This window comes from Micromonospora sp. DT63 (genome assembly GCF_049841615.1).
In the GTDB taxonomy this organism is placed as follows: Bacteria; Actinomycetota; Actinomycetes; order Mycobacteriales; family Micromonosporaceae; genus Micromonospora.
This window is the reverse complement of sequence record NZ_JBNCKQ010000010.1, coordinates 165,295-190,825: the sequence shown is the minus strand read 5'-3', so window position 1 is coordinate 190,825 and position 25,531 is coordinate 165,295. Positions and strand designations below refer to the sequence as shown.

General features: G+C 71.0%; 27 protein-coding genes. 13 read left to right on the top strand and 14 right to left on the bottom strand.

The window, feature by feature from the left end:
- Window positions 1–756: 756 nt before the first annotated feature.
- The gene (locus ACLQ27_RS29150) at window positions 757–2,088 is read right to left on the bottom strand and encodes a cellulose binding domain-containing protein (protein ID WP_425869721.1); all 1,332 of its coding nucleotides are present in this window, start codon (window positions 2,086–2,088) and stop codon (window positions 757–759) included.
- A 537-nt stretch (window positions 2,089–2,625) separates the two neighbouring features.
- On the opposite strand from ACLQ27_RS29150, the gene ACLQ27_RS29145 reads away from it, so the two are divergent.
- The 5 genes from ACLQ27_RS29145 to ACLQ27_RS29125 all read left to right on the top strand — a co-directional run bounded on the left by ACLQ27_RS29145 (window position 2,626) and on the right by ACLQ27_RS29125 (window position 7,681).
- Complete coding sequence (locus tag ACLQ27_RS29145; RefSeq protein WP_425869719.1) at window positions 2,626–4,746, top strand: glycogen debranching N-terminal domain-containing protein; 2,121 nt, start codon at window positions 2,626–2,628, stop codon at window positions 4,744–4,746.
- 263 nt (window positions 4,747–5,009) lie between these two features.
- A complete protein-coding gene (locus tag ACLQ27_RS29140; protein WP_357495399.1) occupies window positions 5,010–6,014 on the top strand; it encodes an RNA polymerase sigma factor in 1,005 nt (334 codons plus the stop codon).
- Window positions 6,015–6,018: 4 nt separating this feature from the next.
- A complete protein-coding gene (locus ACLQ27_RS29135; protein ID WP_425869717.1) occupies window positions 6,019–6,771 on the top strand; it encodes a GNAT family N-acetyltransferase in 753 nt (250 codons plus the stop codon).
- A 148-nt stretch (window positions 6,772–6,919) separates the two neighbouring features.
- On the top strand, window positions 6,920–7,375 hold the full coding sequence (locus tag ACLQ27_RS29130; protein ID WP_357495403.1) for a hypothetical protein: 456 nt from the start codon (window positions 6,920–6,922) through the stop codon (window positions 7,373–7,375).
- Between the two features lie 3 nt (window positions 7,376–7,378).
- Window positions 7,379–7,681, top strand: a complete 303-nt coding sequence (locus ACLQ27_RS29125; protein WP_357495405.1) for a winged helix-turn-helix domain-containing protein — start codon at window positions 7,379–7,381, stop codon at window positions 7,679–7,681.
- Window positions 7,682–7,792: 111 nt separating this feature from the next.
- Here the strand turns inward: ACLQ27_RS29125 and ACLQ27_RS29120 are convergent, their stop codons facing one another.
- From ACLQ27_RS29120 to ACLQ27_RS29110, 3 genes are all read right to left on the bottom strand, one after another.
- Window positions 7,793–8,404 carry a YdeI/OmpD-associated family protein gene (locus tag ACLQ27_RS29120; protein ID WP_425869716.1) on the bottom strand — a complete coding sequence of 204 codons (612 nt, stop codon included), beginning with the start codon at window positions 8,402–8,404 and terminating at the stop codon, window positions 7,793–7,795.
- A 155-nt stretch (window positions 8,405–8,559) separates the two neighbouring features.
- Window positions 8,560–9,819, bottom strand: a complete 1,260-nt coding sequence (locus tag ACLQ27_RS29115) for a cellulose-binding domain-containing protein (RefSeq protein WP_425869714.1) — start codon at window positions 9,817–9,819, stop codon at window positions 8,560–8,562.
- Window positions 9,820–10,157: 338 nt separating this feature from the next.
- Window positions 10,158–10,892 carry an SDR family oxidoreductase gene (locus ACLQ27_RS29110; protein ID WP_357495411.1) on the bottom strand — a complete coding sequence of 245 codons (735 nt, stop codon included), beginning with the start codon at window positions 10,890–10,892 and terminating at the stop codon, window positions 10,158–10,160.
- An 84-nt stretch (window positions 10,893–10,976) separates the two neighbouring features.
- On the opposite strand from ACLQ27_RS29110, the gene ACLQ27_RS29105 reads away from it, so the two are divergent.
- Window positions 10,977–11,579 (top strand): TetR/AcrR family transcriptional regulator, encoded by a 603-nt coding sequence (locus tag ACLQ27_RS29105; RefSeq protein WP_357495413.1) that lies wholly within the window; start codon window positions 10,977–10,979, stop codon window positions 11,577–11,579.
- Between the two features lie 45 nt (window positions 11,580–11,624).
- Here the strand turns inward: ACLQ27_RS29105 and ACLQ27_RS29100 are convergent, their stop codons facing one another.
- Both ACLQ27_RS29100 and ACLQ27_RS29095 read right to left on the bottom strand, forming a co-directional pair.
- A complete protein-coding gene (locus tag ACLQ27_RS29100; RefSeq protein ID WP_425869709.1) occupies window positions 11,625–12,122 on the bottom strand; it encodes a YcxB family protein in 498 nt (165 codons plus the stop codon).
- 70 nt (window positions 12,123–12,192) lie between these two features.
- Window positions 12,193–12,615, bottom strand: coding sequence for a GNAT family N-acetyltransferase (locus ACLQ27_RS29095; RefSeq protein WP_425869707.1), 423 nt, complete (start codon window positions 12,613–12,615; stop codon window positions 12,193–12,195).
- Window positions 12,616–12,724: 109 nt separating this feature from the next.
- Here ACLQ27_RS29095 and ACLQ27_RS29090 point away from each other — a divergent pair, with 109 nt between their 5' ends.
- Window positions 12,725–13,258: a hypothetical protein gene (locus ACLQ27_RS29090; protein WP_405425811.1), complete on the top strand. Its 534-nt coding sequence runs from the start codon at window positions 12,725–12,727 to the stop codon at window positions 13,256–13,258.
- 163 nt (window positions 13,259–13,421) lie between these two features.
- Here ACLQ27_RS29090 and ACLQ27_RS29085 read toward each other — a convergent pair whose 3' ends face one another.
- Window positions 13,422–13,892: a VTT domain-containing protein gene (locus ACLQ27_RS29085; RefSeq protein WP_425869705.1), complete on the bottom strand. Its 471-nt coding sequence runs from the start codon at window positions 13,890–13,892 to the stop codon at window positions 13,422–13,424.
- Window positions 13,889–14,482 carry a CDP-alcohol phosphatidyltransferase family protein gene (locus tag ACLQ27_RS29080; protein WP_425869703.1) on the bottom strand — a complete coding sequence of 198 codons (594 nt, stop codon included), beginning with the start codon at window positions 14,480–14,482 and terminating at the stop codon, window positions 13,889–13,891. The genes ACLQ27_RS29085 and ACLQ27_RS29080 overlap by 4 nt, the downstream gene beginning before the upstream one ends.
- A 75-nt stretch (window positions 14,483–14,557) precedes the next feature.
- On the opposite strand from ACLQ27_RS29080, the gene ACLQ27_RS29075 reads away from it, so the two are divergent.
- From ACLQ27_RS29075 to ACLQ27_RS29065, 3 genes are all read left to right on the top strand, one after another.
- Window positions 14,558–15,727 (top strand): sensor histidine kinase, encoded by a 1,170-nt coding sequence (locus ACLQ27_RS29075; RefSeq protein ID WP_425869701.1) that lies wholly within the window; start codon window positions 14,558–14,560, stop codon window positions 15,725–15,727.
- On the top strand, window positions 15,724–16,371 hold the full coding sequence (locus ACLQ27_RS29070) for a response regulator (RefSeq protein WP_234587609.1): 648 nt from the start codon (window positions 15,724–15,726) through the stop codon (window positions 16,369–16,371). The genes ACLQ27_RS29075 and ACLQ27_RS29070 overlap by 4 nt, the downstream gene beginning before the upstream one ends.
- Before the next feature lie 91 nt (window positions 16,372–16,462).
- Window positions 16,463–17,344 carry a fructosamine kinase family protein gene (locus tag ACLQ27_RS29065; protein WP_357574528.1) on the top strand — a complete coding sequence of 294 codons (882 nt, stop codon included), beginning with the start codon at window positions 16,463–16,465 and terminating at the stop codon, window positions 17,342–17,344.
- Between the two features lie 81 nt (window positions 17,345–17,425).
- Here ACLQ27_RS29065 and ACLQ27_RS29060 read toward each other — a convergent pair whose 3' ends face one another.
- The 3 genes from ACLQ27_RS29060 to ACLQ27_RS29050 form a co-directional block, all read right to left on the bottom strand.
- Entirely contained in the window at window positions 17,426–18,115 is a 690-nt protein-coding gene (locus ACLQ27_RS29060) for a phosphotransferase (protein WP_425869699.1), read from the bottom strand.
- A 69-nt stretch (window positions 18,116–18,184) separates the two neighbouring features.
- Entirely contained in the window at window positions 18,185–18,826 is a 642-nt protein-coding gene (locus ACLQ27_RS29055; RefSeq protein WP_357495432.1) for a response regulator transcription factor, read from the bottom strand.
- Complete coding sequence (locus tag ACLQ27_RS29050; RefSeq protein WP_234587605.1) at window positions 18,823–19,980, bottom strand: sensor histidine kinase; 1,158 nt, start codon at window positions 19,978–19,980, stop codon at window positions 18,823–18,825. The genes ACLQ27_RS29055 and ACLQ27_RS29050 overlap by 4 nt, the downstream gene beginning before the upstream one ends.
- Window positions 19,981–20,115: 135 nt before the next feature.
- On the opposite strand from ACLQ27_RS29050, the gene ACLQ27_RS29045 reads away from it, so the two are divergent.
- Window positions 20,116–20,550: a hypothetical protein gene (locus ACLQ27_RS29045; protein ID WP_357495434.1), complete on the top strand. Its 435-nt coding sequence runs from the start codon at window positions 20,116–20,118 to the stop codon at window positions 20,548–20,550.
- A gap of 111 nt (window positions 20,551–20,661) precedes the next feature.
- Here the strand turns inward: ACLQ27_RS29045 and ACLQ27_RS29040 are convergent, their stop codons facing one another.
- Window positions 20,662–21,789, bottom strand: coding sequence for a glycoside hydrolase family 53 protein (locus ACLQ27_RS29040; RefSeq protein WP_425869695.1), 1,128 nt, complete (start codon window positions 21,787–21,789; stop codon window positions 20,662–20,664).
- Window positions 21,790–21,813: 24 nt separating this feature from the next.
- A complete protein-coding gene (locus ACLQ27_RS29035) occupies window positions 21,814–22,992 on the bottom strand; it encodes a cellulose binding domain-containing protein (RefSeq protein ID WP_425869693.1) in 1,179 nt (392 codons plus the stop codon).
- A gap of 151 nt (window positions 22,993–23,143) precedes the next feature.
- On the opposite strand from ACLQ27_RS29035, the gene ACLQ27_RS29030 reads away from it, so the two are divergent.
- Window positions 23,144–23,533, top strand: coding sequence for a hypothetical protein (locus tag ACLQ27_RS29030; protein WP_357495440.1), 390 nt, complete (start codon window positions 23,144–23,146; stop codon window positions 23,531–23,533).
- A 39-nt stretch (window positions 23,534–23,572) separates the two neighbouring features.
- Here ACLQ27_RS29030 and ACLQ27_RS29025 read toward each other — a convergent pair whose 3' ends face one another.
- Window positions 23,573–23,743, bottom strand: a complete 171-nt coding sequence (locus ACLQ27_RS29025; protein WP_234587599.1) for a hypothetical protein — start codon at window positions 23,741–23,743, stop codon at window positions 23,573–23,575.
- 205 nt (window positions 23,744–23,948) lie between these two features.
- Between ACLQ27_RS29025 and ACLQ27_RS29020 the strand changes: the two genes are divergently transcribed.
- A complete protein-coding gene (locus tag ACLQ27_RS29020) occupies window positions 23,949–25,319 on the top strand; it encodes a carbohydrate-binding protein (protein WP_425869690.1) in 1,371 nt (456 codons plus the stop codon).
- Window positions 25,320–25,531 lie beyond the last annotated feature (212 nt).

Below are 25,531 nucleotides of genomic sequence, written 5' to 3'. Positions count from 1 at the left end.
ACGTCCACAGCCTTGCCGCTGTTGCGGTTCACCAACACGTACCACGCGCTGGTGTCGACAGTCGCCGCTGACGCGGGTGACGACACCGCCATCGCTGCGGCGCCGGCGACCACCACCGCTGCCGCGCCGGCGGCCACTGCCCGCACCAACCACCCTCGCCGCCGCGAGGGCGGTGCCGTCGACGGAGACCTACCAAAGGCAGACATGATCCTCCTCAATCACCAGGAGCCGAACGGTCACCCGAAGCTGGGCGTACCGCGACACGCGACCGGGTGCATGCGTCGGGAATGTTCGCGCTAACAAGATCCCCTGCATGCTGTGGACGCACGCCTGAACCAAGGTTGGCGGAGCAGGCCCGCCCCGTAAGCCGTAGCCGCCGCCGTCCTTGACCATCGACTGTGAGCGATAACATGCTGTTCGTCAAGTCGTAACATTGGCGCTTCGGTGAGCCGGCGATCCGCGCCCACGCACGGCGCGACCGATCGACGCCGATCATGCGCGGCCGCCACACCGTCCGCGGTCCTCGAACGGGGAAGACGCCTCGGAAGATCCGGGATGGTGGCGCTAACATCGACGTCGACTCATGACCTGGTCACGGCCGCCTCGGGCGTCGGCGCTCCGACAGGCGTGCCGCCGAAGCTCGTATCACCGGGTGCACGGCCCGCCGCGCGAGCGCTGCCCGCCGTGGCGGTGACCGCCGGGTCGAACCCCGACCCGGGGCCCGGAGCTGGTGGCTCCGGACCCCGGGCTCAGTGGTCAGGGGCTCGTGCAGGTGACGTTGCTGGGCGCGGTGTCACCGTTGCCGGTGGCGGTGAACCCGAAGGTGGTCGAGGCGTTCGGCCCCAGGGCGCCGTTGTAGGCGGCGTTGCGGACAGTGACGTTGCCGGTGGTGCCCGTGTTGGTGCCGTTCCAGAGGCTGCTGATGGCCTGGCCGCTGGCCAGAGTCAGGCGTACGGTCCAGCCGCTGATGGAGGTGGCGGTGTTGTTGGCGACGGTGACCTCACCCTGGAAGCCGCCCGGCCAACTGTTGACTGCCCGGTAGGTGGCGGCGCAGCTGCCCGGCTCCCCGGTCGGCGGCGGCGTCGTCGGCGGCGGCGTGGTGGGCGGAGGCGTGGTCGGCGGCGGCGTGGTGGGCGGAGGCGTGGTCGGCGGCGGCGTGGTGGGCGGGGGCGTGGTCGGCGGCGTGGTGGACTGGAACTGGCTGAAGAATCGCCAGATCTCCGCCGAGGTCCAGGTCCTGGAGTCGTTGGGGCTGGACGACCCGTCGACCGGACTCGGGGTGTGGTCGCCGTCGAACGCGGCCCACTGCACGGGGTAACCCGCGCGGCAGCCGGAGTAGGTGGTGGTGATGTGGGTGAGGCTGCCCTGGCTGGGCTCGCGCGGGCTCTGTGCGGTGCAGCCGTTGTTCCGGACGAACGTGTCGCGCAACGCCCGGCCCTGGGAGATGTTCAGCACGCTGTCGTGGATGCCGTGGATGCCGAAGTACGCGACGGGCTGGGTGCCGCCGCTACAGCCGCTGAGGTTGGCCCCGGAGAGCACGGTGACCGCGCGGATGACTGTGGGTCGGGCGCAGGCCACCGCGTAGCTCATGGCCCCGCCGTAGCTCCAGCCGAGGGCGAAACGCTGGGTCGTGTCGACGCAGAGGTCGTTCTCGACCTGCCGGGAGATGTCGTCGAACAGGGTCAGGTCCCGACCGTTCGTGTTGGCCCAACCGGCGTCGATGCCCTGGGGCGCGACGAAGATCGTGCTGTTGTTCGACAACGGCGCCAGCCCGTAGTAGCCGGCCGAGGCGACGTTGTTGGCCGAGCCGTTCAGCCAGTGGAAGCCGAAGATCAGTCGGTACGGACGGTTCCTGTCATAACCGCCCGGGATCTGGAGGATGTAGCTGCGATTCTGGCCGCTGCTGGAAATCGTGCGCGTCCCGCTGGTGAGAGTGGGCGCCTTGCCGCAACCCGCGGTCGCCGCGAGGGTACCGTTGGTGGCAGCCGCCGCCTCGGTGCCGAATCCGCCGCGCAGCGCACCACCTGTCGCCGCGACGAGAACCACCGCGGCCGCGACGAACGAGAAGAGTTGTCTCCGTTTGACCATTGCTCGACTCCTTGCCGTTGATCGTCCGTAGGACATGCACCTCGCCGTCGACGAGTCGGTTCGCACCGGTGTGCGGGCCGGCATGCTCCTGGGGCCGGATGGCGCACACGGGTCGCGTACGGGCCGTACCGTCGCTGCCGGGGTTGTCCGTGACGGGGCAAGGAAAGCGGGGAGTGCAGCCGGACCAGGGTCGTCCGACGACCGCCTGCGGTCGCCTGGCAGTGGCGGAGCGGCCCGGACTGGTCACCGACCGGCGAAGCGGCCCGAGGGCGAGCCCTCGGCGTGCCTCTGCCGATTGACTGAGGTGACTGGGAGCGTGCCCTTCGCTCCCGCGCCGAAAGATAGCATGTTATCGATAACATCCTCAACCGGCCGAGTGCCGCGGAACCGGCCACAGCGGACGGAGCGGCCCGGCCCCGGGTTTGCGGACGCCGCTGGCAGTGCCCTTCGATATCGCAGCGAGGTCATCTTTTCGAGTCCTAGACTGCGAACGTGCACGGCGGGGCCGCCCCTGCCAAACGGGGAGGTGCGGGTGCCATGAATTCGCGGCCGACGCAACAGCAGGAACAGGCTCACGGCGGCGCCAATCGCGACATGCCCCCGGAACTGGGCTCGGACTCCATCGGCATTTTTGAAGGCCGGACCTTCATGTTGTCCAATTCGACAGGTGACGTGCCGGGCGACTCCATCGCCGGTCTGGTGCACGACGACACCCGCTACCTCAGCCGTTGGCAGCTGACTCTCGACGGGCTCGCCCCACTCGTGCTCAGCGCCAGCGCGGTCGATGCCTATTCCGCGGCGTTCTTCCTCGCCAATCCGGAGTTGCCGGGTCTGCAGGCGAACAGGATCGGCGTGCGGCGGGAACGGTTCGTCGGAGACGGCATGCACGAGCGGATCGCGGTGCAGTATTTCGGCACCGAACCGGTCCGCGTACGCCTGCGGTTGGATGTTGGTGTGGACTTCGCCGACCTCTTCGAGATCAAGCGGGCGGGGCGGAGCAGACGGGCCGACATCCGCCGAACCCACCTGTCGGACGGCTCGACCCTGCGCTTCTCCTACCAGAACTCGCACTGGTCGGCCGGCACGACCGTCGAGGCAAACCCACCTGCCGACCAGGTCGAAGGCGACGCGCTGGTCTGGGACGTGCACCTGGGGCGAGGTGACACCTGGAACTGCGAGCTGCGCGTGCTGCTGAACTGCCAGGGCGCGGACTACCGGCCGCGCGGCCGCGCCTTCGGCGAGGCACACGACCCCGACGCCGACGACCTGGCATCGCGGTGGGTGGCCAACAAGCCGGACCTCAGCGCGGATTCGGAACTGCTGCGCAACGTCTATCACAAGTCCGCCGCCGACCTGCTGTCGATGCGCATCGTCAAGGAGATCAACGGCGAGAAGGTCGTCCTGCTGGCCGCCGGGATGCCCTGGTTCCTGACCGTGTTCGGGCGGGACACGCTGGTCACCGCCTACCAGAGCATCAGCTGTGGACCGGACGTCGCGCGGGGTGCGTTGGTGACGCTCGCCGCCCACCAGGGCAACACCGTCGACCACTTCAGCGACCAGGAGCCCGGGAAGATCCTGCACGAGTTCCGCTCCGGGGAGCTGACGCAGCTCGGCATCGCACCGTACGGCCCCTGCTTCGGCTCGGCCGACACCACCCAGCTGTGGCTCATCCTGCTCTCGGAGTACTGGCGGTGGACGGGCGACGACGCGTTGGTGCGGCAGTTGCGGCCCAACGCCGACGCCGCCCTGCGGTGGATCGACGAATTCGGAGACCGCGACGGCGACGGTTACGTCGAGTACGCCACGCGCTCCCCCGACGGGATGCGCAACCAGTGTTGGCGCGACTCACCGGACGGTGTGCAGTTCGCCGACAGCAGGCTCCCCGACCTGCCGGTCGCCACCTGCGAGATCCAGGGCTACACCTACGACGCCAAGCTCCGCGCCGCGGAACTCGCCGACGGGCCGTGGGCCGACGCCCCGTTGGCGCGACGCCTGCGTGGCGAGGCCGCCGATCTGCGCGAGCGGTTCAACCGTGACTACTGGCTGCCGACGCGCGGCGGCTACTACGCGATCGGCCTCGACGCCGACAAGCGGCCCATCGACTCGATGACCTCGAACATGGGTCACCTGTTGTGGAGCGGAATCGTCCCGCCCGATCGCGCCGCCGCGGTGGCTCGGCAGTTGATGTCCGACGCGATGTTCTCCGGCTGGGGTGTCCGGACCCTGTCCACCGAGGATGTGGGATACAACCCCATCGGCTACCACCTCGGCACGGTGTGGCCGCACGACAACTCGATCATCGCGGCCGGGCTCGCCCGGTACGGCCACCGGGACGCGGCCAACCGGATCGCGATGGCGATGCTCGATGCGGCGGCACACTTCGACTACCGCCTGCCCGAGGCGTTCTCCGGGTACGACCGATCGCTCGGACGACGGCCCGTGCCCTACCCCACCGCCTGCAATCCCCAGGCCTGGGCCAGCGGCGCACCCCTGCTGCTCCTGCGGTCGATGCTCGGGCTCGACGTCCGCGACGGCCGTCTCGGCACCGATCCGCGCATCCCCGAGGCGTTGGGGAGCATCCGGCTGACCGGCGTCACTGTGCACGGGACGCGGCAGACCGTCGACGCCTCGGGCTCGCGCCTGCCCTCCTCCGCCTGAGCGGCGCCCGGGGCTGCACAGATCGAAATCGCGGTACGCGCCGAACGCGTCGGTGAGCGGCTCGTGCTCGGTCACGGACGTCCTTCGGGCCGGCCTGACCGGACGCGGCCATGTCCGCCAGCTTGGGGTGGTTGCCGTTGCTCTCGACCGCCCAGGTCTGTACCTGGCTCGGCGCGTCACCCGGCTTCCATTGCCCGCTTTGGCCCTGGCTGTCGAGATTCGGGGAAAACCACTTCTCGCGGAGGTCGCGCTAGCGTTCCGGCATGCTCCTTTCGACCTCGAGACCCGTGCCGGCCGACGACACGGCGCAGCTGGTCCGGGGCGCCCAGCAGGGCGATCCCCGCAGCTTCGCGCTGCTGTTCGACTGTCACTACGCCGGCATGCTCGCCGTGGCCCACCGCATTCTGGGCGGCGGGCCCGACGCCGAGGACGCCTGCCAGGACGCGGCGATCGCGGCGTTCAGCCGGATCGGTGAGCTGCGCGATCCCGGCGCGGTGCGACAGTGGCTGCACGCCATCGTCCGCAACAACTGCCGGACGATGCTGCGCGCGCGCAGGCCCGTGCCGGTCGGAGTGGCAGGTGAGAACCTGCTCGCCTCGGAGCTCGACGACCCGGTCGCCCGCATCGAGCAGAGCGCCATGCGGGACTGGGTCTGGCACGGGCTGCAGCAGTTGTCGCCGGCCGCCCAGACGGTGGCGTTGCTGCGCTACTTCACCGAGAACAACTCGTACGAGCAGATCGCGGAGCTGTGCGGGACCCCGGTCGGCACCGTCCGCAGCCGCCTGAGCGAGGCGCGTCGGCAGCTGGCCGAGGTCCTCCCCCGCGTCCGGGACGCGCGGCACGACGGGGCCGGGACGCTGCGCGCCGAGCGGCGCGAGGAGGCGGCGACGATCCTGTCGGCGGTGGCCGATGGCGCGTCCGTGACCAAGGTGGCCGCGCGCTGGGCCGAGGACATGGTTTTCTGGTGGCCGGACGGCACCCGGACGATCGGGAGGGAACCACTCTTCGCGGTCATTCGGCAGGACAACGACCTCGGTGTCAGCCACAAGATCACCGGAGTGCTGGCCGGCTCCGGCATCACGATCTGGGAGAACGCCTTCATCAACCCGCCGGAGGACCCGTTCCACTGCCCACCCGGCGCGACCTGGCTGCTCCGGGAGAAAGGGGGCCTGGTACGCGAGGTGCGCCTCCTGCACACCCCGCGGCCGGCCCGGCCGGAGATTTCTTCCGCGGCGAATCGAACTTCTGCCAGCCCAGGGATGTCCTGAGGGTATGACCACGTACTCCATCCACGACCTGGAACCGCAACTCGCCGCCAACCGCCGGTACTGGTGTGGCTGGGCGGGCACCGACCCCGACACCGACCTGCCCACCTATCGCACCGACATTGCGCACCCGCTGCTCAACGGGGTCCTTCGCGTCCGCGATCTGCCACTCGACGAGGCGATCACGGAGGCGAGGAAGCACCTGACCGGCTCGCACTGGGGCTGGTGGGTGGGGGCGGACAGCGACGAGGGCACCGCCGAGGGCCTGCTCGACCGCGGCGCGAAGCAGATCGCCGACATGCCCGTGATGGCGGTGGACGTGACCACCGTGGCCGAGGTCGATGCGCCGAGCGACCTGCGGATCCGGCACGTCGCCGACCCGTCCGAGATGCGGGAGTACGTCGGCGCGTACGCCGGGCCGCTCGGCCTCCCCGGGGATCCCGGGCTCGCCGTCGACCGGGAGCTGAACTTCGCCTACCCGGACGTGGTCCGCCTCGCGGGCACGATCGACGGCCGCACCGTCGGCACGTGCACCCTGTCGCTCGGCACCGACATCGGCGCTCTGTACTGCATCGCCACCGACCCCGATTTTCGTCGGCGGGGCATCGCCACGGCGCTCACCCGCGAGGCGCTGCGCCTCACCCGTGCCTCGGGACGGCAGATCGTCACGCTCCAGGCGAGCAGCGAGGGCGAGCCGGTGTACCGGCAGATCGGCTTCGAGACCGTCGCCCGCTACCGCCTCTACCAACTCCCGGAGTGACTCCCCAGCGCTGCCGCCCGGTCCATGACTGTCGGGCGGCAGCGCTGCCACCCGGGACCTCCCGCCCCGGCAAGTACTTGCTCGTACGGAAAGTGAGTGTTAGCTTTCCGTACGAGCAAGTACTTTCCCCACCCCGAGGAGCTGCCTGATGAGCACCACTCCGACGCCCGAAGAGGCACGACGGGCTCTGCAGGACGTCGACCGGCGGCGGGGCCAGACCGTAGCGGCCGCCAGTCGGTCACGGTGGACCTGGCTCGGGGCCGGTGTCCTCGTCGCGGCCTACGGAGTCCTCGCGGACCGGTATCCGGACTTCGTGCGCACGTACGGCACCACAATCGTCATCCTGCTGCTGCTGCTCTCCATGGCGGGCAACACCCGGTGGGGCGCAACCCTGCTGCGCCGGCCGGTGCGCCCGCGCATCGTCCCCAGCCCGGCCAGCCTGCTGTGGTCGGCACTGGTGCTGGCCCTGCTGATCGGCGGCACCGCGCTCGCCACCGCTCTGGACGTCCCGCACGTCTGGCTGTGGAGCGGCGTGATCATCGGTGTCCTGCTGGCCGCCGCCGGCCCGTGGTGGCAGCACCGCGTGCTCACCCGCACGGCCTGACCGGTGGCCGACCCGAAGCTGGACCCGGCCCTGCTCGATCCCACCCGGCTGGCCATCCTGGCGCTGCTGGCGGGGACCGAGTGGGCCGAGTTCGCGTTCGTCCGCGACGCCGTGGAGCTCAGCGACTCCGCCCTGTCGAAGCGGATCTCGACGTTGAGCGACGGCGGGTACGTGGAGGTACGCAAGGGCTACGTGGGCAAGCGCCCACGGACCTGGATCAACCTCTCCACGGCCGGTCGGGCCGCCCTGAGCGCCCACATCGCCGCCCTGCGCGAGATCGCCGCCCGCGTGGACGGCGCCGACTGAGAGCGCTTTCGCCGTTCCCCGGGCGCGTACGGTCGGCGGACGTCGTTGTCGCGGCGCGCGGCCGGGCGGACCTGTTCGACGCCCCGGGTTGGGGCCAGCGGAGCGCCGTGATCACGAAGGCGGGGCGCCCGCCGGCCGGGCCTTCTGCGGATAGACGGTCTCGTGGCGGGCCAGCATGGCGACGAACTCGCCGATCTTCCGCTCGCGGGTCTCCGCCCGTTTGACGGCGTTGAGGCGGTAGATGAGCGCGAACCTGTTGGCCTTGGTGAGCACGTCGAACATGGCCTGGGCGGCGGGTTCGGCGGCGATGGCGGCAAGCAGGTCGGCCGGCGCCTCGGCCTCCGACGGCGGGGCGTACGCGGCGGCCCACCGTCCGTCGGCTTTCGCGGCCTCCACCACCGCGCGGCCCGCGGGCATCATCAGTCCCTGCGCCTCCAACCGGGCGATGTTTTCGACGTTGCGTCGGGACCAGACACTGCGGGCCCGGCGAGGGGTGAACCGGATCCAGGAGGACTGCTCGTCCCGCTTGCGGGCCTGCCCGTCGATCCAGCCGAAACACAGCGCCTCGTCGACCGCATGCTGCCAGGTCAGCGTGGTGACCGTGCCGCCCTTCTTGGTCAGGGCGAGCCAGACGCCGGGCGACGTGGTGTGGTTCTCCAACAACCATGCGCGCAGCGCGCCGGCGTCCGTGACGATCAACTCTTCCAGTTCGGCGCTCGCCATGGCAGCAGGCTATCGCCGCCCTGTGACAGCCAGGGCTGTCGGTGGACGTCCCGACCCGACCGCCGGCCGGGGCAGTCGGAACGGCCAAGGGTGTGACACGTCGACCGGGCCACACCCTTGGCACATCCAGCTGTCTCCTGCCAGGTTCCGGAGGGTCAGCAGCCGATCCGGCTGGATCCGACCGCTACGTCGTCGTACCAGAGGGTGTCGGCCCCGTTGCCGTAGCTCTCCCAGCCGAGCTTCAGGTCGGTGAGCTGCGGACGCCAGGTGCGGTTGTACCACTGGCCGTCGATGTCGTGCGTCGGTACGCCGTCCGCGGTCAGCCCCGCGATCGCCGTGCCGTCCAGCCAGGTACGCAGCTGACCGGCCGAGCCGTCCACCATGAACTCCAGGCAGGTCCACCGGTTGGTGGGAAGCGGCACGCTCTGCGCCACCCCGGCCGGGCTCTGCTCGGGCAGGGTCGCGTCGTCGGAGGCGCGGTTCCATTGCAGGGCAGCGTTCTGGCCGCCCATCCGCAGGTCCCTGTTGCCGTCGGCGGCGTCGGCCATCGCCATCATGGTCGTGTGGTCGGTGGGCTGGGCGGTGGTGTGCCGCACCCAGATCCGGCCGTACCGCACACTGCCCACGCTGCTGAGGTTCTTGGTGGACCTGATGAAGACGTGGTTGCAGTACCCGGCCGCGCCGTTGATCCGGACCGCCCGGCTGCCGCTGTGCGTGGTGGTCGTGTCGATGGTGGCCGTGCCGGCGCCGGAACAGTCCGGGTTCACCACCGTCCAGTCACCCGACGGCGTCGAGCCCGTCTGGTTCTCGAAGCCGTCGCAGAGCACCGCACCGGCACACCCGGCCGGCGGCGGTGTGGTGGGCGGCGGCGTCGTCGGCGGAGGCGTCGTGGGCGGAGGCGTCGTCGGTGGCGGGGTGGTCGGCGGCGGCGTCGTGGGCGGAGGCGTCGTCGGTGGCGGCGTGGTGGGCACGCCGGTCGTCGGGGTCGGCCCGGTGCCGTTGCACGGCACGCCGTTCAGACTGAACCCGCTCGGCGAGCCGCCGCTGGTGCCGTACGTGCCCTGCACGCCGAACTCGGTGGCGCCGCCGGCCGGGATGCTGCCGTTGTACGACATGTTGCGGGCCGTCACCGTCGATCCGGACTGGCTGACCGTGGCGTTCCAGCCGTTCGTGACGCGCTCGTCCCCGGCGTACGTCCAGGTGACGGTCCAACTGGAGACGGCGCTGTCGCCGGGGGTGACCTTGACGTTGGCGGTGAAGCCGCCGGGCCACTGGTTGGGCGTGTAGTCGACCCGGCAGCCCTGGGCAGCCGCGGCGGGCACCACGAGCACTGCCGTTCCGGTCGCGGTCACGGCGGCGGCCAGCGCGGCGACGACCGCCAGGGTCGGGGCGGGGCGGGCGCGGAGAATCGTCATGAGAAGTCCTTCTGCCATCAAGCTGGGGAATCGGCGCGGCAGCGCGCGTCCGTGACGGACGCGGCGCGGCAAAACGCGCCGGGTGCGGCGCGGCGATGCGCCACAGCGACTGGTCGATGCGTACGACCGACGTGCCCGGCTCGGGGTGGACCTGTCAGTCGCCGACGGCCCGGTTGCCCGGACCTCGGCGGCGCCCGCCCTCAATCTATTGACAGATTCCTATTGAATCAAGCGTCACACCTCCGAGTGGGATCACGCCGCCCGCACGTTGTCCGGTGGCCGGGCCGACGCCGGCGCACCTGCGCTTCCTCGTCCAGCCCGCAACAGGTCCGTCACGGTCAGGGACGCGGGCCCAGAAAGAGGCCGCCGCTCGCTTCGATGACCTGCCCGGTGACCCAGCGCGCGGCGTCGGAGGCGAGGAACGCGACCACGTCGGCGATGTCGTCGGGGCCACCCAGCCGGTCGAGCGCCGTCATTCCGGTGATCAGCTCGGCCAGACCGGGCGTCTCGAACACCCCCTGGTTGGTCGCGGTCCGGGTGGCGCCGGGCGCTACCGCGTTCACCGTGATGCCCCGGGCGCCGAGCTGGTTGGCCAGTGTCAGGGTCATCGTCTCGACCGCGCCCTTGGTCATGGCGAACGACGTCTGCGTGGCGTTGGCCATCCGGGTCGCCGCGGACGAGATCGTGATGATCCGGCCGCCGTCGCGGAACATCGGCAACGCCCGCTCGATGAGAAAGTACGGCGCACGTACGTTGACCGCGAACAGACGGTCGAACGCCGCCCGTGTCGTGGCGCCGAGCGGGCCCGCAGGTGGCGCCGCCGCGTTGTTGACAAGGATGTCCAGTGGCTGCCCGGCCAGGCTGGTCCGGACGCCGGCGAGCAGCGTCTCGACGTCTCCCTCCACACCCAGTTCCGCGCCGACTGCGTACGCCGTTCCACCGTCACCCAGGATCTGGTCGACAGTCGCCGCCGCGCCCTCCTCGTCCGCGCCGAAGTGCGCGATGACCGTCGCTCCCCGCGCCGCCAGCCGGAGCGCGATCGCCTGGCCGATGCCGCGTGACGCGCCGGTCACCAATGCGGTCCTACCACTCAGCTCGCTCATAGTGTTAGTCGCTCCCAATGTGATAGCTACTACCAGTGCGATAGTGTCTAACACATGGGCGAGCGACACCCAACACTTCGCGAGCAACGACGGGCCGAGACGCAGCGCATGGTCCAGGCCCACGCGGTCCGGTTGTTCGTCGAACGCGGGTACGACCGCACGACCGTGAACGACGTCGCACAGGCCGCTGGCGTGTCTCCGATGACGCTGTATCGGCACTTCCCGACGAAGGAGGACCTCGTGCTGTTCGACCAGAACGGCATACTGGTCGCCGAACAGATCGCCGCGACGCCTGCCGGGCAGCCCCTCGTGCGCCGCATCGGCGGCGCGCTCGTCGAATCGGCGCGGGCGCTGACCGCCGGCGACGACCGGCTCCTGCTAGCCCGCCTGCGGTTGATGATCTCTACGCCCGCTCTCCGCGCCCGGCACCTGGACAGCCAGTACGTGCTTCAACAGGCCATCGTGGACGGCCTCGGGGACGAGGCCGCCGATCCGGACACGGCCTTCGCGGCGGCAGCCGCTGCCAGCGCCTGCCTGGCCGCGATGCACACCGCGCTGGTGCGGTGGGCGCAGGACGACGGACGCACCGACCTGCCTGACCTGATCGCGACGGCGCTCGCGGCGGCCTTCGGCGACGACGCACCCCGACCGGGGTGAAGTCCGCCGAGAACCCGCGATCCCGCACCTCGGCGGGACCTGAATTCACCCGTGCCGGAGCAGCCCGCGGTTGGCCATGAAGGCCCGCAGCGTCTCGGCATCCTCGGCGGACATCAACCACCGGGGGATCACGGTCGCCGGCATCCGCCCGACGTACACGATCCAGAAGTCCGGGGTGTCCTTCACCTGGGCGACGCCGTCCCACGCGATACCACCGGACTCCGAGCCGCTGCGCATCATGATGTTGTCGTCGGTGATGTCGTAGCCGCCCTCGACGGCGTAACGACCGGAGCGGCGACGTGCGCGCCACCGCACCCACGGCAGGTACAGCATCGACAGCACGCCACCCACGAGCAACGCCATCCACAGCGGTGTCGACCGCTCGCCGGACGCGAACCCGCGCGAGACGACCAGACCGATCGCCCCCACCGCCGCCAGGACCGCGCCGACGTAGCTGTACCGGCGCAGCCGAACACCGCCGAGCGTGGCCGCCACGCGACCCGGGTAGTCGGGATCAGCGGGGACGTCGAAACGGATGTGCACCCCAGCACGATAGTTCCCGGACCGCCCCGGGCACCGCCGGACCCGTCGCCCGTGCGGGATACCCGTCCGGTCAAGAGGCGGGCGGCTCCCAGAGCAGGAGCTCACGGTGGTGGACGAAGCCGTTGCGCAGGTAGAAGTCGACCGCGCGGCGGCTGGAGTGAACGGTGACGTGCAGCAGCCCCCGCGTCCGGGCCTCGGCCAGGATCGCGGCGATCAGCGCACCACCGACACCGCGACCGCGGTACTCCTCGCGGACCGCGACGGACTGCACGTCGCCGTACCACCGGCCCATCGACTCGTTGCTGGGCACCCGCTGGGCGACGAGGAGCCAGGCGGCTCCGACCACACGCCCGTCCAGTTCGGCGACGAACGGCAGGTGCGTGTCCGCGTGGGCGGCCACCCAGTCCGCGTACGCCCCGAGCTTGTGTCCGTCGACGCCGCGTAGTTCCGCGAGCGCCGCCGCGTCCGCCACGCCGCCCTTGCGCACGTTCACCCGTCGGAGTCTAGGCGAGCACGGCACCGGCGGGCGCCCCGAGCGGCCCGTCGTGCCGGGCAGGCCGGCGGAGTTTCGCCGGCGGTCGCTTGCGGGTAGCGGATGGCGCATGAACCGCGATCTCGTCAGGGCTCTCCAGGTCGCCTGGGAGCTGCCGGAGTTCCGCAGCGGGGTGCGACACCTCATCGACCTCGACGAGGTGTCCGTGCTGCTGGCCACGCTGTCCGTCCCGGATCACGACGGCGAGGTCGAGCGCAGCCTGCTGAGCCTGCTGCGCTCGGGCCTGGAAACGGTCGAGATCCGGGAGGCCGTACTGCTGCTGTTGGAGCAGGACGAGGTGCGCCGGCCGCTCGTCGCCGCGGCGGTGGAGCCGCTTGCGGCCCGTCCGGGCCTGGCCGCCGCCATCGCCGCGGCGGCCGAGGACCCTGCGGTACGCCGTGAGGTACGGGCGGCCCTGGACAGCGCCAAGGTGCGCGAGCTGATCTGGCAGGCGATGGAGAACCAGGTCAGCGACAACCGCTTCGGCCTGATCCGCCGGGCGGCGGCACTGTTCGTGCGGCACCCGAGCGTCCGACGCCTCGCGTGGGCCGTGCGCCGCCACGGCGTGCTGCGCGAACTCCGTCGGCCCCGTGTGACCCACTAACGCGCGCGTGGTGCAGGCAGCGGGAGCCTTTCGCCGGACCGCGATCGAGCGATCAGACCAGCGCGTCGCATGGGAACGGACCGACCAGGCGGCGGTGCGCGTGGCGGGCGGGTTGCCGGTCATCCACACGTACGCGCTCTGGAGCGGCCACCTGACGACGGGGTCAGGCCAGCGTCGCCGGCAGGACGAGGAGGGCGAAACGGATCACCCTCCCCACGAGGCAGGCGGCGGCGAACTCCCAGCGGCGCAGGCCCACGGTGCCGGCGGCGACGCTGACCACGGCCAGCGGTGGGACCCCGACCGCGGCGGAGACCAGAACTGTGGGAACCGCGGTGCGGCGGCGGGAGAGCCAGCGCCGGATCGGCCCGGTCCACCGGGCGGCTCGGGCCGCCGTACGACCTGACCCGCGCTGTCTCCCGAGCCGGCGGGCCAGCCGTCCCGTTCCACGGCGCGCGGATTCGAACAGGAGCAGCTTGCCGGCGGTCTGCCCGAGCGCCAGGGCGAGCACGGCGACGACAACGGGGCCGCCACGGCGGCCGGCGACCACGACGTACGCCTCCGCGTTGACGACCGGAACGAGGGCCGACGCGAGGCCGTAACCGAGCGCCACCACGGCCTCGGCGAGGCTGCTCACGCCCGGCCGTCCCGGTCGAGCAGCCGGGCCACCGCGGCGACCGACCACAGCTTGACCACGACGACGGCGACGGCGACGGCCAGCGCGAGCCGGTACTGGCCGAACGCGATGGCGCCGACGACTCCGGCGGTGTTGGCGGCCTTGGCCACGGGCGACCAGTTCCACGCCCATACCCGGCGGTCGACCAGGTGGAAGTAGTTGGGGCTGAGCAACGGCCAGCACAGGAAGGCCAGCGACAGCATGGTGTCCAGCACCAGGAACGACAGCAGGAACACCAGGGCCACGACCGCGACGTCGGGCACGAGGGAGATCAGGCCCACGCAGAGTACGGCGGTGCACGCGCGATCGCTCACGATGTCGAGGACAGCCCCGGCCCGGGTCTCCTGCCCGAGCCGGCGGGCGGCCCAGCCGTCGAGCATGTCCCCGATCCAGTAAATACCGTACGCTACCGCCAGAAATACCACCGATCCCGCGACGAGGGCGGCGACCCCGACGGTGACCGCGGCGACCGTGCGGACGGCGGTGATGTAGTTGGGAACCGTACGGAGAGGGCCGACACTGATGGCGGCGCGGGAGTCGACGAGAGTCACCCCAGAAGCGTCGTGCGGTACGCGTCTCGGCGGAACGTGCCGTGGTGCCGATCTGCTCGCCGGGGCAGCACCGGGGTGCCGCCCGATCTGGTACCCAGGTACTGGCCGGCCTCCGAGCTGGTCGCGGAGACTGTCCAGGTGATGACCGACATCCGGGAATGGTTGCGGGACCCCGAGCGGGTGCGCCGGCTGGCGTACGGCGCGGCGGGGTTGATCATCGCTCTCGTGATCACGACCGCCGAGGGTGGCCTGTCCGTGCCGGCGGGCTGGGCGTGGCTGGTGGTGCCCGTCGGCCTCGGTGCGGCGGCGCTGCGGCAGCGCTACCGCGCCCTGGTCTTCGCGGCCTGCGCCGGGTTCCTGGCGATCGTGAGCACCGGCGAGTCGGTGCAGTTGGGCCTCGCAGCCGCCTGCCTGGTGTTCGTCTCGACGTGCGAAGACCCGGCCCGGCGTCCGTGGCTGGGGTGGCTGGCTGGCCTGCTCGGCGCGGCCGGCGCCCTCGCCACCGCGCTGCTCACGGGGCGCGGCATGTACGAGCAGCCGTTCGTCTTCGTGACGGTCGGCTATCTCCTGGCGATCCTGCTGCGGTCGTGGTCCCGCGGCCGCGCGCTCACCAGGGAGGCGGCCGACCTGCGCGGCCAGGCGGCCTGGCTCGAACAGCGCACCAACCTGGCCCGCGAGTTGCATGACGTGGTCGGTCACCACGTCACCGCGATGGTGGTCCAGGCCGAGGCGGGCCAGCTCAGCGCCGACCCGGGGGCGGCGCTGCGGGCGATCGCGGGCAGCGGTCGCACCGCGCTGAGTGAGCTCGACACGCTCGTCGTGCACCTGCGCGATCCGCAAGCGGCGATCGCGGTGAGCGCGCAGCCCCGCCTGTCCGACATCGACGAACTGCTCGCGCAGCCGCTGCGCCAGCAGGGCGTGACGGTACGGGTACGCGTGGACCCCGAGCCGGGTCTGGACGAGGTCGGCGTGTTGACCGCCTACCGCATCGCCCAGGAGGCCCTCACCAACATCGCCCGCCACGCGAAGGCCACGGCGGCGTGGGTCGAACTGGTCCGCCTCGGCGACCACGCCCGCCTGCGGGTCAGCGACGACGGCGTCGGGCCGCCCCGGACACCCCGGCGTGGTTCGGGCCTGCTGGGCATCGAGGAGCGCGTGCGGGCGCGCGGTGGGAGCTGGGAGCTGACGCAGCGCCCCGGCGGCGGCACGATGGTGCAGGTCAACCTGCCGGTGGCGAACCCGTGATCCGGGTAGCGATAGTCGACGACCAGCAGCTGATCCGCGACGGCTTCAGCCTGATCCTGCGGACCCAACCCGACATCCACGTCGCCGTCGAGGCTGCCGACGGCCGGCAGTTCCTCGATGCCGTGCGTCGTGACCCCCGCATCGACGTCGCCCTCGTGGACATCCGCATGCCGGTGCTCGACGGCCTGCAGGCCACCCGCGAGCTGGCCGCAATCCCGCACGCTCCGGCCGTGATCGTCGTGACCACCTTCGACGACGACGCCTACGTCCTGGACGCCATCGCCTCCGGCGCGCGCGGGTTCCTCCTCAAGCGGTGCGGCGCGGCCGACCTGATCGCCGCGGTACGCGCCGTCGCCGCCGGCGAGGCCATCCTCTCCGCCGAGGTCACCGGCGCCGTTCTCGACCGGCTCCGCGCCACCGGACCGGCCGCCCGCGTGGACCTGGCGGTCTACCAGCTGACGCCTCGGGAGACCGACGTGCTCGCCCTGGTCGGTGCCGGACTCAACAACAACGAGATCGCCGAGCGCCTCTACCTGTCGATGAGCACCGTCAAGACCCATGTCACCAACGTGCTGGCCAAGACCGGCAGCCGGGACCGGGTGGGCGCCGCCATCCTGGCGATCCGGGCCGGCCTCACACCGTGACCCCTCGATGGCCCCCTTGATCCTCCACAAGGGGCCGTCCGCCGCCTAGGATTGCGCGACGCGAACCGCCGCACCCGAGGAGTCGGACCCGATGCGCTCGACGACCGGCCTGCTGGAGCGCCTGCTCCGACCCAGGATGCCCGACATCGTCGCGGTGGAACCGGTGACGGGCGGCCTCGCGGCGCTCGCGGGCATCGCCACCCGACGGGACGCGCCGCAGGTGTTCGTCAAGGCGTTCGCCGAAGCTCCGGCCGACGACGTCTTCGTCGCGGAGGCCGACGGGCTGGCCGCCCTCCGCGAGCTCGGCGGTGTGGCGACACCCGAGGTGCTCCTGGCGGACCGGGAGCTGCTCGTGTTGTCGATGCTGGAGCCGAGGCCACGCAGCGAGGTCTTCTGGGAGCAGTTCGCGCACGTCCTCGCGCACCTGCACACGAGCACGACCCATCCCCGCTTCGGATGGCACCACGACAACTGGCTGGGCCGTCGCCGCCAGATCAACACGTGGAGCGACGACGGGTACGCCTTCTTCGCGCAGCACCGGCTGCTGCGGTGGCTCGGGCAGCCCCGCGTCGAGGCGGCGCTGGACGCCGGCGAACGGGCCGCGCTGGAGCGCTTGTGTCACCGCCTGCCCGACCTGCTGCCGGACCGGCCGGCCTGCCTCACGCACGGCGACCTGTGGGCACAGAACATCCTGGCCACTCCGGACGGGCAGCCCGCGCTGATCGATCCGGCCGTGTCGTACATGTGGGCCGAGGTCGACCTCGCCCACGTGTGGTCCACCGCTCCCCCGCCCGAGGCGCGACGGATGTTCGACGTGTACGCCGACCTGACCTCGCTCGACAGCGGCTGGCAGGCCCGGATGCCGATCGTCCAGCTGCGGCAACACCTCGCCGTGCTGGCCCAGTTCGACGACGACTGGGGCGCGGCCGACCAGATCCGCGCCGTCCTCGCCCCGTTCCGCAAGCGTCCCTGACGACGGAGCGGGTGGCGACGAGCGTCCCACTCCCTGCCGATGCCGCGCCGGGGCAGGCGGGACGCCCGCGACATGAAGACGTCAGACGCCGTCGACCGACGTCGTCTCCCGGCCTGAGCGGTGACCGATGATGAGGGCGGCAGCGGCGCCGAGCAGCTCCCGCTCACGGCCGGTGAGAGCCGGATCGTTGCGCCGGATCGCCAGGGCGCTGTCCAGCACGGTCAGCAGGCCGCCCCCGACGCGGTCGAGGAACGCTGCCAACAGCGTTGCAGCCGGCGCCGCCAGGTGATGGTTCTCCTCGACCGCCACCTGGGCGAGGAGAACCGCGGAGAGCGCGACATCGAGCTCCGCCGGCCCCTCGGTGGAGTTGCGCCAGTCGATGACGACAGGCCCTCGCGACGTCAGCATGACGTTGTCCGGGTGCAGGTCGAGGTGCAGGATCCGGGCGTCGTCGCGTTCGCCGAGCCGGGGCGGCAACGCGTGGAGCCGGTGTTGCAGATCCGCCAGACACGTGGCCGCCTCAACGGCATCCATCTCACCGGCCAGAAGCGCCGACAGCATGGTGCGCCCGTCCAGTCGTTCCATGACGAGATCGGCACCGCGCGCCTGATGGACGGTGGGTACCGGGAACCCGAGACCGGCCACGTACCCCATGACGGCGGCCTCGGCGGCCACGTCACCGCCGTGGCGGTAGCGGCGAAGGACGCGCCGATCGTCGATGGCGAAGACGTCAGCGTCTCGGCCCGATGCCAGAGGGACCGCGTCCGCCACGCTGCGACAGTAACCGACGCAACCAGCCAGCAATGCCCTTGATCGTGGGGAACGCGCGTCAGCGGGGAGTCACGACCCGCCCAGGTCATGTCGGAAGGCGTAGGCGACGGCCTGCGCCCGGTCCCGGGCACCGATCTTCGCGAACAGGTGGTTGACGTGGCTTTTCACCGTCGCCTCACTCACCGTCAGATCAGAGGCGATCTCCGCGTTGGACAGGCCCTGGGCCATCAGTGACAGCACTTCGGCCTCGCGCGGCGTCAGACCGTCGGGAAACCTCGGCGGTGACGTCGACTCGGCCGCGATGGCATCGACGACGTGCCGCTGAACGGCCGGGTCGATGACGGCGTGGTCGTCGACCACCTGCCGCAGCGCCTCGTGGATCTGCTCGCCGCTGGCGTCCTTGGTCAGGTAGCCCCGGGCGCCGGCCCGTAACGCGTCCAGCACCGACCGGTCGTCCGAGTAGGTGGTCAGCACCACCACCCTGACCTCGGGCGCCTCGACGCGTAGGCGGCGGGTGGCCTCGATCCCGTCGCACCGCGGCATCCGTAGGTCCATGAGCACAACATCCGGCCGCGCGGCCTGAACCAGCCTGACCGCCTCGGCGCCGTCGGCGGCCCCACCCACCACCTCGACGTCCTTCATCAGAGAGAGCACCATGCCCAGCCCTTCGCGGACGACCCGCTGGTCGTCGGCGATGAGCACCCGGATCACGCCGGCACCGCCAACTCGACCCGGAACCCCTGGGCTGTCGCGCCCGCGCTGAGGGTCCCGCCGAGCAGCTCGGCCCGCTCACGCATTCCGGTCAACCCGTAACCGTCGGTCTCGTCGGGGACCACGGGCGGTCGAGCGGCGAAGTCCTCGACGATCAGGCGGGTGACCGTCGACTCGTAGGTGAGGTGCAGCGAAACCCGCGCCGGGGACGCGTGCCTGGTCACGTTGGTCATCGCCTCCTGCGCCACGCGATAGAGCGCCAGCCGCGCCTCCGACTGCAGCGGGCGCGGCTCCCCCGATACCACGAAGTCGCACGGTACGGCCTGGTCGCGAGTGAACTGCGCGGCCAGCGCGGCCAGCCGGTCCGGGCCGGGCAGGTCGTCGTCGCGCAGCATGCCGATGGCCCGGCGGGCCTCCTGCAGGCCGGTACGGGCGAGGTGGTGGGCACGGTCGACAACCGCCGGCAGGCGCGGGTCGGTCGGATCCTCGGCGATCAGCATCCGAGCACCCTCCAGTTGCAGCGACAGCCCCGACAATGAGTGGGCGAGCACGTCGTGCATCTCGCGGGCCAGCCGCTGGCGCTCGGCCAGCCCGGCCGCCTCGGCCAGCGCCACCTGACCGGCCTCCAACTCGGCGAGCAGCCGCTTGGTCTCACGCTGCGCCTCGGCCAGGCGGAACGCCAGATACATCAGGCCGAACAGGACGGCGAACCCGGCGAGCACGGCCAGGAAGCCGAAGTCCTGCCCGGTGATCGAGGCCACCATCTCGAGCACCACGAAAGCCGCGATCAACACCGGGACGGCCACCCGTACGGGCATCAGTCCGGTCGCGGCGCACAGCACCGCCACCAGCACCGCCACCGAGGCGGGCCCGCCGGGCTGCACCGCCACCAGCGTCACCGAGCTCACCAGCATCGCCCCGACGAAGACCACGTACGCCGGTCGGATCGGCAGGTCGGCGACCGCGTTGCGGCCGAACACCCCGACCACGAACACGGCGGTGGCCAGCACGACGATCAATCGCCTGCCGGTCAGCCCGAATCCAGGCTCGGCGGTGGCGGCGGCCCACACGAACCACGACAGCATCAGCGGTGTCAGCAGTTGCATCCACCGCACGACCCGCAGGCGGGTCAGCGTCGGCTCCTCGGTCTGCACCGTTAGAACCTAGACCGATGTCGCCACGGCAGCATCGGCGCATGGTTGCAGACCCGTCTGCAACCGTGGGTGGAGACGGAACATCGATCCGCGCGCCGATGCTTCACCCCGGCCTACGGACGCAGGCTGAACGGCATGAGGAACGACCATCTGACCACCGTTGTCAAACTGCTGGCCGCCTTCCTGGTGATCAGCGTGTCCACCGTCGTAGCCGTGGTGCTCATGCGCCACGACCCCGCGCTCGTCACCGCGGCCGTCTGGGTCCGCACACCACTTGTCGCCGCCAGCGCGGCGGTGCTCCTGGTGCTGTCCCGGCGCGCAGCGGCGGGGCACCGCGGCTCCTTCCGCCGCCTCCGCATCATCGCCATGGTGGTGCTGGCCGCGATCGTCGCTGTCGTCGCCTGGCCCGGCGCGTTCCCGGTCTGGCTGCGCATCGAACAGGCCGTGTGCGGCGTGTTCATGGCCAGCGTCGTGGTCCGCACGAACCTTCGCGTGGTCCGGTCGGCCATGGCGGGCGGCTCAGGGGACGCGGTGGCCACTCCCGCCGCCCGCCACTGGCCGGGACCGTGACCGGGCGGCGCCGCTCATTCGGCGCGCGTCGTGGGCGGTCGTGCGCGTGGCGGCCACCCCCAGCGCGGACCCACGACCCATCCCGGCCCGGTCCGACGCGGAGACGACGGGTCAGGGCGTCCAGCGCACGCTCGGGTTCACCCGCCCGGACCAGTCGAAGACGGCCATGTTGTCCCACTGGTTTCCGGTGCCGTTGATGTTGGCCGGATCCCAGCCGTTGCCCCGCACGGCATACCAGGTCGGCTCCCAGTAGAAGACACCAATGGCCCCCGCGTTGCGGGCGGTGTTCTGGACCCAGTCGAACTCCTGGGCCTGCCCGGACCACGTCGCGCCGATGCCGTCACAGGTCGCGTCGCCGATGGCGTTCGGCTCGCTGTCCGCGTTGTTCCGGGTGAAGGGGTACGCGGTCTCCACGATCACCACCGGCTTTCCGTAGCGGCCGCGCAGGTCGACGATGTTGTTGTAGAGGTTCGCCAGGGTCCCGTGCCACATGCAGTAGTACGACAGGGCTGTCATGTCCCACTGCACACCCTGCGCGCGGATGCCGTCGTAGAACCATCGCGCGTTGGCGTTGCTGTCGGCGTCGGCGGTGTGGATCATCACCGGGATGCCGCTGCCACACGCCTTGGTCGCGTTGTAGCCCTGCTTGAGCAGGCCGGCCAGCGGGGCGAAGTCGTTGTTGACGACCTTGCCCTCGTCCCACAGCATCCCGACGTTGATCTCGTTGCCGATCTGCACGCTGTCCGGCGTGGTGCCCTGGCCGCGGAGGCTGGAGCAGACGTCGTAGGTGAAGGTGTAGACGTCGGTGCGCAGTTGACTCAGGCTGTGGCCGACCCAGGCGGCCGGCTTGTACTGCTTGCCGGGGTCGGCCCAGGTGTCGGAGTAGTGGAAGTCGATGAGCACTTTGAGGCCCTTCGCCCTGGCCGCCCTCGCCTGGGCCAACACCCTGCTCTTGTTGTTGTAGCCGCTGACCGGGTTGTTCCAGACGCGCAGCCGGACGTAGTTGACGCCCACGGACTTCAGGATGTCCAGCGGGTCGCGGGCGACACCTCCGGCGTCGTAGTACCTGGCGCCCAGATCCAGGCTCCGCTGCAACGAGGAGACGTCGGCGCCCCGCATGCTGAGCGTGTTCGCGGCCGCGGCGGGCGTGGTCGTACCGCCGAGGGTGGTCGAGACGGCGAGAATGCCGGCCGTGACCGCCCCGAGCAGTGCTCTGCGGCGGCGGTGGGGTGTGCGCACGAGGATCCTCCAATGGGGACGCGTTCAGCCCACCGCGCAGGGAGCGCCGTTGAGCGAGAAGGCGGTGGGTGGCGCGTCGCTGACGCCCCACCGTCCCTGGACGCCGAAGCTCGCGGAGCCGTTCGGCGCGAGGGCGCGGTTCCAGTCGACGTTACGGGCGGTCACGCTGGTCCCGGTCTGGCCGACCGTGGCGTTCCAGGCCGAGGTGACCTGCTGGTCTCCCGGGTAGCCGAAGGTGACGATCCAGCCGTCGATCGGTGCCGCGCCGAGGTTCTGGACCGTCACCGTGGCCACGAAGCCGCCCTGCCACTGCGACTGGTTCCGGTACGTCACCCGGCAGGTCGAGGGCGGCGGGGGCGGCGGAGTGGACGTCGTGGGCAGGGTGACCGTGTTGGACGCGATCGACACGTTGCCCGCCGCGTCCCGGGCGCGTACGTAGATCAGGTTGCGAAGCGGCGTCGACGCGGGCAGCGCCGCCGTGTACGTCGTTCCCGGCACGGTGGCGATCAGTGTCGAGCTGAACCAGCCGTCGAACTGGTAGACGTTGTATCCGAGCACGCCGACGTTGTCCGTCGACGGCGACCAGGACAGCGTGGCGGTCGAGGCGGTCACCTCGCCGACGGTCAGGTTCTGCGGGGCGCTCGGCGGGGTGGTGTCCGGGCCGGTGTCGATCAACGGGGTGACCACGGTCAGCGCGTCCGTCGAGGCCGAGCGGTGTCCGAGGCTGTCCCGGGCGGCCACCCGGAACGAGTACTGCCTGCCCGGCCGGATGTAGTTGCTGATCGTGGCGGTGGTGACGGCTCCGACGCTGGCGCTGTAGATGACGTCGTCGAACGCCTGGTAGTACGTGATGTCGTAGCCGGTGACGGCGCAGCAGCCCGGCTTGGCGGCAGTCCAGGTGAGGGTGACCGACCCGCTGCGGACCTCGCTGGCGGCCAGGTTCGTCGGCGCGCTCGGCGGGAAGGGCGAGGTGTTCGGCGTACTGGGCGCCGTGGTTGGGGCCGGCGGCACGGTGGCGGTCGGCTCCGCGAGGCCGCCGGGGGCCGGGACGATTCCGGGGTACGCGGCCGGCGGCGCGGCCCCGGCGTCGGCTGCCGGAGCGACGCTGAACGCGCTGATGAGCACCGCCGTCGACACCACGACGGCGGCCAGCAGACCCGGCCGCAGGCGGCGGATCAGCGAGGAAGGGAACACGCCTGTCATACGTCGACGATCCCGCCAGACATCGATGATCGCCAACGTATCTCACGCCTCGGTCGGCGACCGCGCTCGGGTCTCACCCGGGTCATTGACGTCTCAACTTTCCCGCAGTAGCTTATCTCCATTCAGGATCATCGATTTAAGAAGGTGAACCATGCTGTTGAAGACCATCGCCGTCGCCGCATCCGTCGTAGGTGTACTGGCCACCGCCCCCGCCGCCTCGGCGGCGACCACCCAGGCGGCGGACGGCCCCTGGGCCCCCGGGAACTGCCCACAGGGCATGCTCTGCATCTGGCCAAACTGGAACCACCCGCCCCAGGGGCCGGTCGAGACGCCGTCCGTGCTGACCAACACCGAGTGGTCCGGCTACGCCCCGGCCTTCAACTACTACAACTACACCTCCCGGAACGCCGAGATCACCTGGTCCTACACGTACCTCGGGACGCCGCTCACCGGCACTGTCTGCGCGCGAGCCAACGGCAGTGGTGACCTGTACGTGCCCATGCACGTGACGAAGGTGAGCTGGCAGCCGCGCTCCTGCTGACCGCCCGCACGCAGGCGGGACGGCGCCGCCGGACGACAGTCACGCCGGCTCGGGTACGCCTGGAGGATCGCCGTCGTCGGGCATCGGCTCGGTGGGCGCCTCCGGCAGGTCGCTCGGCGTACCGGGAAGCAGCTCCTCGGCGGTCTCCGGAACGGGCTCGCGAGGATCGAGGGGTGGATAGACGTCCGGATCGAGCTCTGGATTGGTCATCGGGGAAGTATCCAGCACGACAGTTGTCGCCGCCTCTCGAAGCGGTAGCCGCGGCACCCGGGCGCCAGCGCTCTCGGCGACGACCAGGGCACATCTCCACCTGCACGTGGCCCCGACTTCCGCTATCTGTAAACAACCCTTGCTATTAAGGCGCACCAACGTCAATATGTGGAGGTCACGGGTCGCCGAAGCCGGGGAGTGAGCCATGAGAAGCCGTCGAATATTCGCAGTGGTGGCCGGGGCGGCGATGACCGTCACGGCCGCCATCGCCTTCGTCCCCAGCAGCATGGCGGCCGTGTCCTCGGCCAACGCCGTCGCGCTGGTCGCCTGCACCGCACCGGCCTGGGCCGAGGGCACCACCTACCAGGCAGGCGCCCAGGTGACCTACGGCGGCCGGCTCTACCAGGCGCTGGTCACGCACACCGCGTACGCCGGCGCCGGCTGGAACCCCGCCGCGACCCCGTCGCTGTGGCGTGACCTGGGCGCCTGCTCGGGGAGCACGCCGCCGCCCACCACGCCTCCCCCGACGACCGCTCCACCCACCACTCCGCCACCGACGACCGCGCCGCCGACGACGCCGCCGCCGACCACGGCTCCCCCCACCACGCCGCCGCCCACTGGCGGGACCTGCGCGGTGAAGTCGCGGCCCACCGGCAAGGTGCTGCAGGGCTACTGGGAGAACTGGGACGGCGCCTCCAACGGCGTCCACCCTGGACTCGGCTGGATCCCGATCACCGACAGCCGGCTCAGCCAGCACGGCTACAACGTGATCAACGCGGCGTTCCCGGTGATCCGCTCGGACGGCACGGTCCTCTGGGAGAACGGCATGGACGCCGGCGTGAAGGTGGCCACCCCGGCCGAGATGTGCCAGGCCAAGGCCGCCGGCGCCACGATCCTGATGTCGATCGGCGGAGCCGCCGCGGGCATCGACCTGAGCTCCACCGCTGTCGCCGACCGGTTCATCGCGACGATCGTGCCGATCCTGACGGCCTACCACTTCGACGGCATCGACATCGACATCGAGACGGGCCTGACCGGTAGCGGCAACATCAACACCCTGTCGACGTCGCAGGCCAACCTGATCCGGATCATCGACGGAGTGCTGGCCCGGATGCCCTCGAACTTCGGCCTGACCATGGCACCGGAGACCGCCTACGTCACCGGCGGCAGTGTCGTCTACGGCTCGATCTGGGGTTCCTACCTGCCAATCATCAAGAAGTACGTGGACAACGGCCGGCTCTGGTGGCTGAACATGCAGTACTACAACGGCAGCATGTACGGCTGCGCCGGCGACTCGTACCCCGCCGGCACCGTGCAGGGGTTCACGGTGCAGACGCAGTGCCTGAACAACGGCCTCACCATCGGGGGCACCACCATCCGCGTGCCGTACGACAAGCAGGTCCCGGGCCTGCCCGCGCAGAACGGGGCGGGCGGCGGCTACATGTCGACATCGCTGGTCACGCAGGCGTACAACAGCGTTCCCGGCATCAAGGGCCTGATGACCTGGTCGGCGAACTGGGACGGGTCGAAGGGCTGGACCTTCGGCGACAACGTCAAGCGCCTGCAGGGCCGCTGACGGGTTACTGACGTCGGGCCCACCGCCAGCCGGCATCCCGGCCAGCGTTGGGCCCGACGATCCGTCGCCGATCGTCTCCAGCCGCCAGTCGGCGCCCGGGTGGGCGCGTCGCTCGATGAGTGCGCTGGTGAGGGGACGGCTGGCTGGGAGCGGTACCAGTCGGGGCGGAATTCAACCCTCCCGATCGCTACACTCGCCGCAACCCGGCACCG

Coding starts and splice junctions, on each gene's coding strand:
- ACLQ27_RS29065 (WP_357574528.1), top strand. CDS start 16,463: ATGCGCTCGACGACCGGCCTGCTGGAGCGCCTGCTCCGACCCAGGATG.
- ACLQ27_RS29105 (WP_357495413.1), top strand. CDS start 10,977: ATGGGCGAGCGACACCCAACACTTCGCGAGCAACGACGGGCCGAGACG.
- ACLQ27_RS29150 (WP_425869721.1), bottom strand. CDS start 2,088: ATGGTCAAACGGAGACAACTCTTCTCGTTCGTCGCGGCCGCGGTGGTT.
- ACLQ27_RS29035 (WP_425869693.1), bottom strand. CDS start 22,992: ATGACAGGCGTGTTCCCTTCCTCGCTGATCCGCCGCCTGCGGCCGGGT.
- ACLQ27_RS29120 (WP_425869716.1), bottom strand. CDS start 8,404: ATGGCGAGCGCCGAACTGGAAGAGTTGATCGTCACGGACGCCGGCGCG.
- ACLQ27_RS29135 (WP_425869717.1), top strand. CDS start 6,019: ATGACCACGTACTCCATCCACGACCTGGAACCGCAACTCGCCGCCAAC.
- ACLQ27_RS29115 (WP_425869714.1), bottom strand. CDS start 9,819: ATGACGATTCTCCGCGCCCGCCCCGCCCCGACCCTGGCGGTCGTCGCC.
- ACLQ27_RS29090 (WP_405425811.1), top strand. CDS start 12,725: ATGAACCGCGATCTCGTCAGGGCTCTCCAGGTCGCCTGGGAGCTGCCG.
- ACLQ27_RS29145 (WP_425869719.1), top strand. CDS start 2,626: ATGAATTCGCGGCCGACGCAACAGCAGGAACAGGCTCACGGCGGCGCC.
- ACLQ27_RS29020 (WP_425869690.1), top strand. CDS start 23,949: ATGAGAAGCCGTCGAATATTCGCAGTGGTGGCCGGGGCGGCGATGACC.
- ACLQ27_RS29025 (WP_234587599.1), bottom strand. CDS start 23,743: ATGACCAATCCAGAGCTCGATCCGGACGTCTATCCACCCCTCGATCCT.
- ACLQ27_RS29140 (WP_357495399.1), top strand. CDS start 5,010: ATGCTCCTTTCGACCTCGAGACCCGTGCCGGCCGACGACACGGCGCAG.
- ACLQ27_RS29045 (WP_357495434.1), top strand. CDS start 20,116: ATGAGGAACGACCATCTGACCACCGTTGTCAAACTGCTGGCCGCCTTC.
- ACLQ27_RS29030 (WP_357495440.1), top strand. CDS start 23,144: ATGCTGTTGAAGACCATCGCCGTCGCCGCATCCGTCGTAGGTGTACTG.
- ACLQ27_RS29130 (WP_357495403.1), top strand. CDS start 6,920: ATGAGCACCACTCCGACGCCCGAAGAGGCACGACGGGCTCTGCAGGAC.